Origin of the sequence: Pseudomonas sp. R1-7, from assembly GCF_051132105.1 — a bacterium.
GTDB lineage: Bacteria > Pseudomonadota > Gammaproteobacteria > Pseudomonadales > Pseudomonadaceae > Aquipseudomonas.
This window is the reverse complement of the sequence record NZ_CP071661.1, coordinates 118887-132486: the sequence shown is the minus strand read 5'-3', so window position 1 is coordinate 132486 and position 13600 is coordinate 118887. Positions and strand designations below refer to the sequence as shown.

The window sequence follows — 13600 nt, the reverse complement described above, 5'->3', positions numbered from 1 at the left end:
TGGCACTGGCCTTAATCGAACGCAGCGAATACTGTATGCACATACAGCAACGGAGTATCTCCATGTCCGCCTCCCTTCCACCGCGCGGCCGCGGCACCGCGACCAACCCGCACAACCGCTTCGCCCCGAGTCGCTCGGTGGCCGAGGACGATGGCTGGTATCAGGAAGTGCCGCCCACCCAGGGCACCGAAGTACGCATCGAAACGGCCAAGACCATCATCACCCGCAACACTTCCACCGACATCCCTTTCGATCGCTCGATCAATCCCTACCGGGGCTGTGAGCATGGCTGCATTTATTGTTACGCCAGGCCCAGCCATGCTTACTGGGACATGTCGCCGGGGCTGGATTTCGAAACCAAGCTGATCGCCAAGACCAACGCCGCCGATGTGCTGGAGGAACAACTGTCCCGGCGCGGCTATCAATGCGCGCCGATTGCCCTGGGGTCCAACACCGACCCCTACCAACCGATCGAACGCGAACAGCGCATTACCCGGCGAATCCTGGAGGTGTTGCTGCGCTATCGACATCCCGTGACCATCGTCACCAAGGGGTCGTTGATCCTCCGGGACCTGGATCTGCTGACCGAGCTGGCGCAACAGCGCCTGGTGCACGTAATGATCAGCCTGACCACGCTGGACGATGAGCTCAAGCGCATTCTCGAACCCCGGGCGGCGGCGCCCAAGGCGCGGTTGCGGGCGATAAAAGTGATGCGCGAGGCTGGCATCCAGGTGGGCGTGCTCTGTGCACCGATGATCCCGATGATCAACGACAGCGAAATCGAGAGCCTGCTGGCCGAAGCCCATGCCGCCGGTGCGCAGAATGCCGCCTACGTCATGCTGCGCCTGCCCTTGGAAGTGGCGCCGCTGTTCGAAGAGTGGCTACAGGCGCACTACCCGCAGCGCGCCGCCCATGTGCTGAGCCTGGTGCGCCAGAGCCGTGGAGGTGAGCTGTACGACAGCCGGTTCGGGGTGCGGATGCGCGGTGAAGGGCCCTTCGCGGATTTGCTGGCCCAGCGATTCGCCAAGGCGCTGAAACGTTTAGGGTTGGAACGACGTCATGGTTACAATCTCGACTGCGATGCCTTCTGTCCGCCAGGCCGACAGATGTCGTTGATTTGATTAAAGTTGAGCTTGGAAGGGCCGCTGAGCATGATCCGCGCCAGCGTTTCGCCACCCCTGTAATCGTTGTCCTAGAGCCTTCGATTTCAGTTTGAGTTAAGTTTCGGCCGCTACCTTGTTCATCGAGTGACTGACGGGTCGAGCGTTTCGGCCTGGATGTTTTTTAACCAGCCACTGGCGTCTCAAAGAGGATGAATCATGAGTGACAAGGATAAACAGCCGTTGGCTGCGTCGGCTTCAGCCCAACCCGAGGCGGAAACCGCCGATGCAGCGCTGCAGCACATTGTTGACGGCTTTTTGCATTTCCATCACGAGATCTTTCCCCAGCAGGAAGAACTCTTCAAGAAACTCGCCACCGCCCAGAAGCCCCGGGCGATGTTCATCACCTGCGCCGACTCGCGCATCGTGCCCGAGTTGATCACCCATAGTTCCCCTGGCGACCTGTTCGTGACCCGTAACGTCGGCAACGTCGTTCCGCCTTACGGCCAGATGAATGGCGGCGTTTCCACCGCCATCGAATACGCCGTGCTGGCCCTCGGCGTGCAGCACATCATCGTCTGCGGCCATTCCGATTGCGGCGCCATGCGTGCCGTGCTCAACCCCGATACCCTGGAAAAAATGCCGACGGTCAAGGCCTGGCTGCGCCACGCCGAAGTCGCCAAGACCATGGTCCATGACAACTGCCCGTGCGGTGACGAAAAGCAGACCATGCCTATCCTCACCGAAGAGAACGTGATCGCGCAGTTGCAGCATTTGCGAACGCACCCCTCGGTGGCTTCTCGCATGGCCAGCGGCCAGTTGTTCATCCATGGCTGGGTGTACAACATCGAGACCAGCGAGATCAAAGCCTTTGACGCGGACCGGGGCTGTTTCCTGCCGCTCGATGGCAGCCATCCGATACCGGTGGCGACGCCCAAAGCGCGCTTCTAAAACCACTCCTAATCATCCTTGTATGGTTCAGCCTTACCGCTAATTTGAGCGGTAGGGCCTCGCCATGCCTGAAGAAACTTCGGGAGAGTCGCCATGCGTGCTGCTCAATTAAAAGCTGTTCTGCCACGGGAGCTCCTGGCTTCGGTGGTTGTGTTTCTAGTGGCGCTGCCCTTGTGCATGGGCATTGCCATTGCCTCGGGCCTGCCACCGGCCAAAGGTCTGATTACCGGGATCATCGGTGGTCTGGTGGTGGGTTTCCTGGCCGGCTCGAAGCTGCAAGTCAGCGGTCCGGCGGCCGGGTTGGCGGTGTTGGTCTTCGAGCTGGTGCGCCAGCATGGCGTGGCGATGCTCGGGCCGATCCTGTTGCTGGCCGGCCTGCTGCAATTGCTGGCGGGGCGTTTTCGCCTCGGCTGCTGGTTCCGGGTCACCGCGCCTGCGGTGGTGTACGGCATGCTGGCCGGTATCGGCGTGCTGATTGTGTTGTCCCAGGTCCATGTGATGCTCGACGCGGCGCCCAAGCCTTCAGGGCTGGATAACCTCGCGGCATTCCCGGCGGCGGTGGCCCAAGCGTTACCGTCCTTCGGCTGGCAGGCCGGCCTGCTGGGTCTGTCGACGATCGCGGTGATGTGGCTATGGGAAAAGTTTCGTCCCCACAGCCTGCGCTTCGTGCCTGGTGCGCTGCTGGGTGTCGGTCTCGCGACCGTCGCCAGCCTGCTGCTGGCCTTGCAGGTCAAGCGCGTGGAGGTCCCGGAAAACCTGGCCGAAGCCATTGATTGGCTGCGCCCGGCGGACCTGCTGAACCTGGCGGATCCGACCGTGCTGATCGCCGCCTTCGCGGTCGCCTTCATCGCCAGCGCCGAAACCTTGCTGTCGGCCGCCGCCGTGGATCGTATGCACAGCGGTGAACGGGCGGACTTCGACCGGGAACTCTCGGCGCAAGGCATCGGTAACATGCTCTGCGGCTTGCTCGGCGCACTGCCGATGACCGGGGTGATCGTGCGCAGTTCGGCCAACGTCCAGGCCGGTGCGACCACGCGGATGTCGACGATTTTCCACGGCTTGTGGTTGCTGCTGTTCGTACTGTTGCTGTCCAGCGTGCTGCAAAGCATTCCGGTGGCGAGCCTGGCGGGTGTGCTGGTGTACACCGGTTTCAAACTGGTGGACCTCAAGGCGTTTCGAAGCCTGGGCCGTTATGGCCGGATGCCGATGTTCACCTACGCCGCCACGGCGCTGGCGATCATCTTCACCGACCTGCTGACCGGCGTGCTGATCGGTTTCGGCCTGACCCTGGTGAAACTCGCCTGGAAAGCCTCGCGCCTGAAAATCAGCCTGGTCGACTTGCCGCAAGAAGGCGAGATGGAACTGCGCCTGGTGGGCGCGGCAACCTTCCTCAAGGTGCCGGCGCTGACCCAGGTGTTGGGCACCATTCCCGAAGGCGCGACGGTGCATGTGCCGCTCAATAACCTGAGCTACATCGATCACTCCTGCCTGGAGTTGCTCGAAGAATGGGGCCGGGCGAATGCCAGCAAAGGGTCGAAGCTGCTGATTGAATCCCGTGGGCTCAAGCGCCGGTTGGAAGGGCGGTTGCGGACCACGGTTGGGGTTGGCGCAGCCTCTGCCTGATATCTCACCCCCACAGGGGGTGGGTGTAGGGCACCTGGTTCATGAACACCACAAATCCGATGTGGGAGCGAGCTTGCTCGCGATGGCGGCGTGTCAGTCAACTGCAATGTGGCTGACCCAATGCAATCGCGAGCAAGCTCGCTCCCACAGAGGTTTATGTGTGCCTGATGGATCAGGCTGCCGGCTGATCCAACTCCAGGCCCACGCCCAAGCGTCGGGACATGCACGGCCAGCGCTTCCAGGCTGCGCCGGTCTCAGGGCTGCTGAGTTTCTCGCGGTAGGTTTCTACCGACTCCAATGCAAACGTCTCGTCGTTCAGCATCTCATCGAACGCGTGATGCACCACCTCATCGAGCTGGTTGGCAAACTCTTCACCGATCAATTGGTGTGCGATCAGGTTGGCGACCGTCATGTCCAAGGGGATCAGTGGCTGGCCGAAATGCTTGATGTAGAGGTCGTTCACCTCTTCGACGAACCGGTGCGCCAGGTAGGCTTCGTCGAGCAGGCTGTTGAGCCCGACATGCCCGGCCATGATCGTCGGAGGCTGGAGAAAGTATTGCTCGGCAATCTTCAGTACGGGCTTGATCTGCGACTCGATACCCGCCTCCTTGGCGACGTCATTGGCCGCATCCAGCAAGTCAGGCACTTCGTTGATGTAGGCAGCGACAAACCGCGCCAGGACGTCATTGGCATTGGCATCCGGTAGCTGGATGGCAGGGTGCAGCATTGGTAACTGGGCCGTCAGCTGACGGCTCAACAGGCCGGTCTCGGCCTCGTGTTGTTGGGCTTTTTGGATCTGCTCGCGCAATGCGGCGGTGTTCATGACAACTCCAGTAAACAACAGGCAATGAAATAGGAATGACATAACTTAGCTGGCGCAAAAAGACTCCTAAGACCTATTTTTCATAACCGCCTCTTCCTTGCTACGTCGCCGTTATATCGGTTTGCCATCACTCAGGTTCGCATCCTTCTCCATTCCTGGGCTCTAGCGCAAGCCCCGGCTGTTTCAAACGATTTACGCCGTCGCGTTGCGAGGTTGCAGGTGCTGTCTATACTCGGGTTGGAATGGAGTTAGCTGATGACACCCGATTGCATGTGCAGCAAGGCGCGGCGAGTCAATTAAGCAGTCTGAAGAGCCGATCCCTTGCCGCAGGCTTTACGCCTACGGGATAACAAGAACGATAAGGGGAACCCGCAATGACGCGACATCCACACGTATGGATGGGCCTCCTGTTGTGGTCGATTTTCAGCCAGGCGCAAGCGGCCTGGACTGTGAATATGGCGCCTGGAGCGACACAGATCAGCAACGCAGTGTTTGACCTGCACATGACCATCTTCTGGATCTGTGTGGTCATCGGCATCATCGTCTTCGGCGCCATGTTCTGGTCGATGATGATGCACCGCCGCTCAACCGGCCAGAATGCCGCGCACTTCCACGAAAACACCCGCGTCGAAATCCTCTGGACCATCGTGCCCTTCCTGATCCTGGTGCTGATGGCGATTCCTGCCACTGCCACCCTGATCAAGATGTACGACTCCAGCGAGTCGGAGATCGACATCCAGGTCACCGGCTACCAGTGGAAGTGGCACTACAAGTACCTGGGCCAGGACGTCGAGTTCTTCAGCAACCTGGCGACCCCCGCCGAACAGATCAACAACCAGAGCGCCAAGGGCGAGCATTACCTGCTGGAGGTCGACAAGCCGCTGGTGCTGCCTGTCGATGCCAAGGTGCGCTTTTTGGTGACCTCCGCCGACGTGATTCACTCCTGGTGGGTGCCGGCCTTCGCGGTCAAGCGCGACGCCATTCCGGGGTTCGTCAACGAAGCCTGGACCCGCGTCGACAAGCCCGGCATCTACCGCGGTCAATGCGCCGAGCTGTGTGGCAAGGACCATGGCTTCATGCCGATCGTGGTGGAGGTCAAGAGCAAGCCCGACTACGAGAAGTGGCTGGGTGAACGCAAGGCCGAAGCCGCGCAGCTCAAGGAACTGACCAGCAAGGAATGGACGCGCGAAGAACTCGTCGAGCGTGGCGACAAGGTCTACCACACCACGTGCGTGGCCTGTCACCAGGCCGAAGGCCAAGGCCTGCCGCCGATGTTCCCGGCGCTCAAAGGCTCGAAAATCGCCACCGGGCCGATCAAGGATCACTTGAATATCGTCTTCCACGGCAAGCCCGGCACCTCCATGGCCGCGTTCGGCAAACAATTGTCGGAAGTCGATATCGCCGCGGTCGTGACCTATGAACGCAACGCCTGGGGCAACAACAAGGGCGACATGGTGACGCCTAAAGAAGTGCTGGAACTCAAACAGGCGGAAAGCCAATGAGCCGGCCCGACGCTTGTTCCCGCAACCGGTCGGGGCGCGTTGCCCCGCGCCGTCCAGCCCATTGGTTCGAAGGAGAAAGGACATGAGTGCTGTGATCGATGACCACGGTCATGCCGACCACGCCCACGGCCCCGCCAAGGGCCTGATGCGCTGGGTGCTGACCACCAACCACAAGGACATCGGCACGCTGTACCTGTGGTTCGCCTTCTCGATGTTCCTGCTGGGCGGCTCGTTCGCCATGGTGATCCGCGCCGAGCTGTTCCAGCCCGGCCTGCAGATCGTCCAGCCGGAATTCTTCAACCAGATGACCACCATGCATGGCCTGGTGATGGTCTTCGGCGCGGTGATGCCGGCGTTCGTCGGCCTTGCCAACTGGATGGTCCCGCTGATGATCGGCGCGCCGGACATGGCCCTGCCGCGCATGAACAACTTCAGCTTCTGGCTGTTGCCGGCGGCGTTCCTGATGTTGGTCTCGACGCTGTTCACGCCGGGGGGCGGGCCGAATTTCGGCTGGACTTTCTACGCGCCGCTGTCCACCACCTATGCGCCGGAAAGCGTGACGTTCTTCATCTTTGCCATCCACCTGATGGGCATCAGCTCGATCATGGGCGCGATCAACGTGGTCGCCACCATCCTCAACCTGCGCGCCCCCGGCATGACCCTGATGAAAATGCCGCTGTTCGTCTGGACCTGGCTGATCACCGCGTTCCTGCTGATCGCGGTGATGCCGGTACTGGCCGGCTGCGTGACGATGATGCTAATGGATATTCACTTCGGCACCAGCTTCTTCAGTGCCGCGGGCGGCGGTGACCCGGTGCTGTTCCAGCATGTGTTCTGGTTCTTCGGCCACCCCGAGGTGTACATCATGATCCTGCCGGCCTTCGGCGCGGTCAGCTCGATCATCCCGGCGTTCTCGCGCAAGCCGTTGTTCGGCTACACCTCGATGGTCTACGCCACGGCGGCGATTGCGTTCCTGTCGTTCATCGTCTGGGCGCACCACATGTTCGTGGTCGGCATCCCGCTGGTGGGCGAGCTGTTCTTCATGTACGCGACCCTGCTGATCGCCGTGCCCACCGGGGTGAAGGTGTTCAACTGGGCGAGCACAATGTGGCAGGGCTCGCTGACTTTCGAGACGCCGATGTTGTTCGCCGTGGCGTTCGTGATCCTGTTTTCCATCGGTGGTTTCTCCGGGTTGATGCTGGCCATCGCCCCGGCGGACTTCCAGTACCAGGACACCTACTTCGTGGTCGCGCACTTCCACTACGTGCTGGTGCCCGGCGCGATCTTCGGGATCTTCGCCTCGGCTTACTACTGGCTGCCGAAATGGACCGGCCACATGTACGACGAAACCCTCGGCAAGCTGCACTTCTGGCTCTCGTTCATCGGCATGAACCTGGCGTTCTTCCCGATGCACTTCGTGGGCCTGGCGGGCATGCCGCGGCGGATTCCCGACTACAACCTGCAGTTCGCCGACTTCAACATGGTCTCGTCGATCGGCGCGTTCATGTTCGGCACCACGCAGATCTTCTTCCTGTTCATCGTGATCAAGACCATCCGTGGCGGCGAGCCGGCACCGGCCAAGCCGTGGGATGGGGCCGAAGGGCTGGAGTGGAGCGTGCCGTCGCCGGCGCCGTATCACACGTTTACTACGCCGCCGGAAGTGAAATAGATGACACATGGGACCAGTGTGGGAGCGAGCTTGCTCGCGATAGCGGTGTGCCTGACACACCGAGTCGTCGCTATCGCGAGCAAGCTCGCTCCCACAGGGTTCCCGGTGAGGACTGGAAGCCATGGCTGACTCGATCTCGCTGAAAAAACTGGTCACCCGCCTGCTGCTGGTGGTGGTGGTCATGTTCATCTTCGGGTTTGCCCTGGTGCCGATCTACGACGTGATGTGCAAGGCGTTTGGTATCAACGGCAAGACCGGCGGGCAGTACCAAGGCGAGCAGGTCGTCGATGAATCACGCCAGGTACGCGTGCAATTCCTGTCGACTAATTCGGTGGACATGGTCTGGGACTTCTTTCCCAAGGGCGATGAGCTGGTGGTCAAGCCCGGCGCGGTCAACGAGATGGTGTTCGTCGCCCACAACCCCACCGACCGGCCGATGAGCGCCCAAGCGGTCCCGAGCATCTCGCCGAGCAACGCGGCGGCGTATTTCCACAAGACCGAATGTTTTTGTTTTACCCAGCAAGTGCTGCAACCCGGCGAACGCATCGAAATGCCCATGCGCTTCATCGTCGACCGGGACATGCCCAAGGAAGTGAAGCACCTGACGCTGTCCTACACGCTGTTCGATATCACCGCTCGTCATCCACCGGTGGCTGTAAACACTGACCGATAGCGTGCCCGATAAGGAGAACAATAAATGGCAACTCATGAGCACTATTACGTTCCGGCCCAGAGCAAATGGCCGATCATCGCCACGGTCGGGATGTTCGTCACGGTGTACGGTCTGGCCACCTGGTTCAACGACCTGAAAGCCGACCGCCCGGATTCCCACGGCCCGCTGATCTTTTTCGTCGGCGGCCTGTTGCTGGCCTACATGTTGTTCGGCTGGTTCGGCGCGGTCATCAAGGAAAGCCGCGCCGGGCTGTACAGCGCCCAGCTCGACCGCTCGTTTCGCTGGGGCATGAGCTGGTTCATCTTTTCCGAGGTGATGTTCTTCGTCGCGTTCTTCGGTGCGCTGTTCTATGTGCGCATGGTCTCGGCGCCAGGCCTGGCCGGTGAAGGCAGCAAGGGTTTATCGGAGATGCTCTGGCCGAACTTCGAATACGTCTGGCCGTTGTTGAACAACCCCGATCCCAAACTCTTCCCACCGCCCAAGGACGTGATCAGCCCGTGGGGCTTGCCGCTGCTCAACACCATCCTGCTGGTCAGTTCCAGCGTCACCGTGACCATCGCCCACCATGCCTTGAAGAAGGGTCATCGCGGCGCGCTGAAGATCTGGTTGGCGATCACCGTGCTGCTGGGTTGCGCTTTCCTGGGCTTCCAGGCCGAGGAATACATCCACGCCTATAAAGAGCTGGGCCTGACGTTGGGCTCGGGGATCTACGGCGCGACGTTCTTCATGCTCACCGGTTTCCACGGCGCCCACGTCACCATCGGCACGATCATTTTGTTCGTGATGCTGATGCGCATCATGCGCGGGCATTTCGACAACGAGCACCAGTTCGGCTTCGAGGCCGCGAGCTGGTATTGGCACTTTGTCGATGTGGTGTGGATCGGCTTGTTCTTCTTCGTCTACATCCTCTGAGGCAGCCGTTATCAGGGCGGCTCTTTACCAAGGAGCATGCGACACCAACTGGCCGCTGAAAAAGCCCCAGGCGATCAAGCCGACGGTGACAGCGGCCAAGGCCACGCGAATCGCCAGGGCGATGACCAGGCGATTGGAATTGCTTTCGTCCTTGACCAGAAAAAACAAGCCGCTGAACAGGCTGGCAACGGTGGCGATCAGCATCAGGGCGATGGCTGCTTTGAGCATCAGGAACACTCCGGGGGGACGCGATGCACGTGAGTATAGCTATCCCGTTCAATAGCCTTAGGGCGGCGCCATGAAAGGCTTCCGGCCGGGCCTCGTGCCGTCATTGGTGGTCGCCGTGCTGGTGCCGGTGATGGTGTGCCTGGGGTTCTGGCAATTGAGCCGGGGCGAACACAAGCGTGTGCTCATGGACGCTTACGCCGAACGCCGCGTGGCCAAGCCGATGGACAGCGCGGAGCTTTCGCAAACGGCGGATCCAGCCTTTCGTCCGGTCCGCCTGCGTGGGCAATTCGACGCCGAGCACAGCCTCCTCCTGGACAACCGCCAGCACGACGGCAAGGTGGGCGTCGAGCTGCTGCAACCGTTTCTCGACCACGCCAGCGGGCTGTGGCTGCTGGTCAATCGCGGCTGGCTGCCGTGGCCTGATCGCCGCACCCCGCCAGTCTTCAGCACACCTGAGCAGACTGTCGACCTGCAAGCCTGGGTCTACGTCGCGCCCGGCGCCACGTTCCAACTTCACGCCGACCCGGCCAGCGCACCGTGGCCCAGGCTGGTCACTGCCATCGAGCCGCAGAAACTCTGGGCCGAACTGGACCGTGGCGGTTTCGCCTACGAGTTAAGGCAACAAAGCGGCCCCGGCGCCTACCGGACCGATTGGCCGGTGGTGGCGATGGGGCCGGAAAAACACATCGGCTATGCCGTGCAGTGGTTCGCCATGGCGGCGGCGCTGTTCGGCCTTTTCCTTTATCTCGGATGGCACAACGCAGGGAGACACCATGGGGAACACCATGAATCCAACCAACACGTCTGAAGCGCCCGACGCCCGCAGCCGTCGCAAGGGGCGCGTGCAATTGCTGTTGATCGTGCTGGGCGTGATTGGCCCGATGATCCTCGCCACCGGCATGTATAAATTCCAGTTCTGGGTTCCGGACAGCCGTAGCTACCACGGCGAGCTGATCGGCAACGGCCAGTCCCGCGCCGACATCGGTGTCCAGGCCGACGAGCAGCGCTGGCAGATCCTGGTCACCGCGCCTCAAGAATGCTCGGTGGACTGCCGCCAGTTGGTCTATCTGGCCCGTCAGGTGCAGATCGGCCTGGGTCGCGATGCCGGCCGCGCCAGCCATGCCCTGGCCATCGCGCAGCCGCTGGACAGCGAGTACGACGCCCAACTGCAGCGTGAATACCCGCAGTTGCAACGCTACCCGCTGGACCTGCCGGCTTATCAAAAAGGCGCCCAGGGTTCTGGCGGCGCCCAACTGTGGATCATCGACCCCCACAGCAACCTGGTGCTGCGCTACGACGCCCGGGTCAAGGGCAAGGACTTGCTCAACGACCTGCGCCACCTGCTGAAACTGTCGAACATCGGATGAGGGCATCGACATGGCCAAGCCTGGATTTCGCCTCGCGCTGTTTGCCACGCTGCTGGCATTGATTGTCGTACTGTTGGGCGCCTACACCCGCCTGACCCACGCCGGCCTCGGTTGCCCCGACTGGCCCGGTTGCTACGGTTTCATCAGCGTGCCCAAGGGCGAAGCTCAACTGGCCCATGCCGAATTGCATTTCCCCGACACCCCGGTGGAGGCGCATAAAGGCTGGAACGAGATGGTCCATCGCTATTTCGCCGGTGCCTTGGCGCTGATGATTGCCGCGCTGGCCGCCCGGGCCTGGACGAACCGCCGCCGCCCCGGCCAACCTTTGAAATTGCCGCTGTTCCTGCTGGCGGTGGTATTTGCCCAAGCAGCGTTCGGCATGTGGACCGTGACTTTGAAGCTCTGGCCGCAAGTGGTCACCGGGCATTTGCTGGGCGGGTTCGCGACGTTGAGCCTGCTGTTCCTGCTGACGCTGAGATTGTCTGGCGTATTACCCGCGCTGACCGTACCCAAGCGCCTGCAACACTGGGCCACGGCTGGGCTGCTGCTGGTGATCGGCCAGATCGCCTTGGGCGGCTGGGTCAGTTCCAACTACGCCGCAGTGGCCTGCATCGATTTCCCCACCTGCCACGGCGAATGGATGCCGCCCGCCGATTTCGCCAATGGTTTTCACCTGACCCAGCACATCGGCCCGAACTACCTGGGCGGGCAACTGGACAGCGATGCTCGGACCGCCATCCATGTGACCCACCGCATCGGCGCGTTGCTGGTGACCCTGGTGCTGTTGGGGTTGGCCTGGCAATTGAAGCGGGTGGGCATGACCCGACTGGCGGGGCTGGTCCTCGCCGCCCTGGCCGCGCAAATTACCTTAGGTATCAGCAACGTCGTGTTTCATCTGCCGCTGCCGGTGGCCGTGGCCCATAACGCCGGGGGAGCCGCCCTGCTGCTGACCCTGGTTCTGGTCAATTATCACGCCCGGACCAGCCTGGTCCGGGTACGGCACCACGTCCCGCTGCGCTGGCGCTTCAATTCGCCTGAACACGGGGTCGCCCCCATCACGATTAAAGGAGAGATGCCATGGCAACCTTGACCGGTGAACGCCACAGCCAGGCGATCTGGCGCGATTACCTGGAGCTGACCAAGCCCAAAGTGGTGGTGCTGATGCTGATCACCTCGCTGGTCGGCATGTTCCTCGCCACCCGAGCCGGCGTGCCGTGGACGGTCCTGGTGTTCGGCAATCTGGGCATTGCCTTGTGTGCCGGCGGCGCGGCGGCGGTCAACCATGTGGTGGACCGGCGCATCGACGCGGTCATGGCCCGCACCCACAAACGGCCTTTGGCCGAGGGTAGGGTCTCGCCAGCCGCCGCACTGACCTTCGCCCTGGCACTGGCCGTCGCCGGCCAAGCCATGCTGCTGGTGTTTACCAATCCGCTCACCGCCTGGCTGACGCTGGCGTCGCTGCTCGGTTATGCCGTCATCTACACCGGCTTCCTCAAGCGCGCCACACCCCAGAACATCGTCATCGGTGGCCTCGCCGGCGCCGCACCGCCACTGCTGGGCTGGGTCGCCGCCACCGGGCATGTCAGCGCCGAACCGTTGCTGCTGGTGCTGATCATCTTCGCCTGGACCCCGCCACACTTCTGGGCCCTGGCGATTCACCGCAAAGAAGAATACGCCAAGGCCGACATCCCGATGCTGCCGGTGACCCACGGCGAGCACTACACCAAGATCCATATCCTGCTGTACACCTTGGTGCTGCTGGCGGTGAGTCTGATGCCGTTCGTGATCCAGATGAGTGGGTTGATCTATCTGGTTTGCGCACTCGTGCTGGGCGCAAGGTTCCTGCAATGGGCCGTGGTGTTGTACCGTGGCAGCCGGCCGCACGCGGCGATCAACACCTTCAAGTACTCTATCTGGTACCTGTTCCTGCTGTTCATCGCCCTGCTCGTTGATCACTACTTACTGTTGAGCCTATGACCCGAACCCAGAAAACCGTCTTCATCCTCGCGGCCGTGATCGCAGTGATCCTCGGCCTGACCATCAACAAGGTGCTGTCCAGCAAAGGCCAGGGCGACCCGACTGCATTGATCGATGCCGGCATCATCCTGCTGCCCCAGAGCCGCAACCTGCCGGACGTGAAAATGACCGACCAGGACGGCCAACCCCTAGCGATGGACGGGTTGAAAGACAAGTGGAGCCTGCTGTTCTTCGGCTACACCTTCTGCCCCGACATCTGCCCGACTACCCTGGCCCAACTGCGCCAGATCAAGAGCGAACTGCCGCCCGAGGCTGTGGATAAGTTGCAGATCGTGCTGGTGAGCGTCGACCCGAACCGCGACACGCCCAAGCAACTCAAGCAGTACCTGGGCTACTTCGATCCGCAATTCAAAGGCCTCACCGCTTCATCGGTGGAAGACCTGCAAAAACTCGCCAACGCGGTGAGCATCCCGTTCATCCCGGCGGACACCAGCAAACCTAACTACACGGTTGATCACAGCGGCAACCTCGCCGTGATTGGCCCGGACGGCAAGCAACGCGGGTTTATTCGTGCGCCGTTGAATAACCAGAAACTGGTGGCGCAGTTGCCGGAAATGCTCAAGCGGAAATGAGGCCAAAGCGAGGCCACTTGCTTGCTGATAATGCTTCTCCCCGTGGCGAGGGAGCTTGCTCCCGCTCGGTTGCGCAGCGACCGCAAAACCGAACGATGCGGTTTGCCTGAGGAAATGCAGGGGCCTGCTGCGCAGGCCAGCGG

At 61.6% G+C, this 13600-nt stretch carries 14 protein-coding genes; 12 read left to right on the top strand and 2 right to left on the bottom strand.

The features are described from left to right. Positions 1 to 62 precede the first annotated feature (62 nt). From J3P79_RS00655 to J3P79_RS00645, 3 genes are all read left to right on the top strand, one after another. A complete protein-coding gene (locus J3P79_RS00655; protein ID WP_434607357.1) occupies positions 63 to 1121 on the top strand; it encodes a PA0069 family radical SAM protein in 1059 nt (352 codons plus the stop codon). Between the two features lie 198 nt (positions 1122 to 1319). After that, a complete protein-coding gene (locus tag J3P79_RS00650) occupies positions 1320 to 2051 on the top strand; it encodes a carbonic anhydrase (RefSeq protein WP_039593401.1) in 732 nt (243 codons plus the stop codon). Between the two features lie 93 nt (positions 2052 to 2144). Continuing rightward, positions 2145 to 3674 (top strand): SulP family inorganic anion transporter, encoded by a 1530-nt coding sequence (locus tag J3P79_RS00645; RefSeq protein ID WP_434607355.1) that lies wholly within the window; start codon positions 2145 to 2147, stop codon positions 3672 to 3674. Positions 3675 to 3846: 172 nt separating this feature from the next. Here the strand turns inward: J3P79_RS00645 and J3P79_RS00640 are convergent, their stop codons facing one another. Beyond that, positions 3847 to 4497 carry a hypothetical protein gene (locus J3P79_RS00640; protein WP_434607354.1) on the bottom strand — a complete coding sequence of 217 codons (651 nt, stop codon included), beginning with the start codon at positions 4495 to 4497 and terminating at the stop codon, positions 3847 to 3849. A gap of 374 nt (positions 4498 to 4871) precedes the next feature. Between J3P79_RS00640 and coxB the strand changes: the two genes are divergently transcribed. The 4 genes from coxB to J3P79_RS00620 all read left to right on the top strand — a co-directional run bounded on the left by coxB (position 4872) and on the right by J3P79_RS00620 (position 9253). Then, complete coding sequence (gene coxB, locus J3P79_RS00635) at positions 4872 to 5999, top strand: cytochrome c oxidase subunit II (RefSeq protein WP_039593404.1); 1128 nt, start codon at positions 4872 to 4874, stop codon at positions 5997 to 5999. A gap of 82 nt (positions 6000 to 6081) precedes the next feature. Then, a complete protein-coding gene (ctaD, locus tag J3P79_RS00630; protein ID WP_039593405.1) occupies positions 6082 to 7668 on the top strand; it encodes a cytochrome c oxidase subunit I in 1587 nt (528 codons plus the stop codon). A gap of 121 nt (positions 7669 to 7789) precedes the next feature. After that, positions 7790 to 8341, top strand: a complete 552-nt coding sequence (locus J3P79_RS00625; protein WP_434607353.1) for a cytochrome c oxidase assembly protein — start codon at positions 7790 to 7792, stop codon at positions 8339 to 8341. Between the two features lie 24 nt (positions 8342 to 8365). After that, positions 8366 to 9253 carry a cytochrome c oxidase subunit 3 gene (locus J3P79_RS00620; protein WP_434607352.1) on the top strand — a complete coding sequence of 296 codons (888 nt, stop codon included), beginning with the start codon at positions 8366 to 8368 and terminating at the stop codon, positions 9251 to 9253. A 24-nt stretch (positions 9254 to 9277) separates the two neighbouring features. Here J3P79_RS00620 and J3P79_RS00615 read toward each other — a convergent pair whose 3' ends face one another. Then, positions 9278 to 9481: a twin transmembrane helix small protein gene (locus J3P79_RS00615; protein ID WP_030139145.1), complete on the bottom strand. Its 204-nt coding sequence runs from the start codon at positions 9479 to 9481 to the stop codon at positions 9278 to 9280. Between the two features lie 70 nt (positions 9482 to 9551). Here J3P79_RS00615 and J3P79_RS00610 point away from each other — a divergent pair, with 70 nt between their 5' ends. Genes J3P79_RS00610 through J3P79_RS00590 form a run of 5 tightly spaced genes read left to right on the top strand, consistent with a single transcriptional unit; the run spans position 9552 to position 13457 of the window. Then, a complete protein-coding gene (locus J3P79_RS00610) occupies positions 9552 to 10289 on the top strand; it encodes an SURF1 family protein (protein ID WP_434607349.1) in 738 nt (245 codons plus the stop codon). Then, on the top strand, positions 10255 to 10848 hold the full coding sequence (locus tag J3P79_RS00605; protein WP_434607347.1) for a hypothetical protein: 594 nt from the start codon (positions 10255 to 10257) through the stop codon (positions 10846 to 10848). The genes J3P79_RS00610 and J3P79_RS00605 overlap by 35 nt, the downstream gene beginning before the upstream one ends. A 10-nt stretch (positions 10849 to 10858) precedes the next feature. After that, positions 10859 to 11938, top strand: coding sequence for a COX15/CtaA family protein (locus tag J3P79_RS00600; protein ID WP_434607345.1), 1080 nt, complete (start codon positions 10859 to 10861; stop codon positions 11936 to 11938). Beyond that, a complete protein-coding gene (cyoE, locus tag J3P79_RS00595; RefSeq protein WP_030139141.1) occupies positions 11926 to 12825 on the top strand; it encodes a heme o synthase in 900 nt (299 codons plus the stop codon). Before J3P79_RS00600 ends, cyoE begins: the two co-directional genes overlap by 13 nt. Next, positions 12822 to 13457, top strand: a complete 636-nt coding sequence (locus J3P79_RS00590) for an SCO family protein (RefSeq protein WP_434607343.1) — start codon at positions 12822 to 12824, stop codon at positions 13455 to 13457. Before cyoE ends, J3P79_RS00590 begins: the two co-directional genes overlap by 4 nt. Positions 13458 to 13600: the final 143 nt, after the last annotated feature.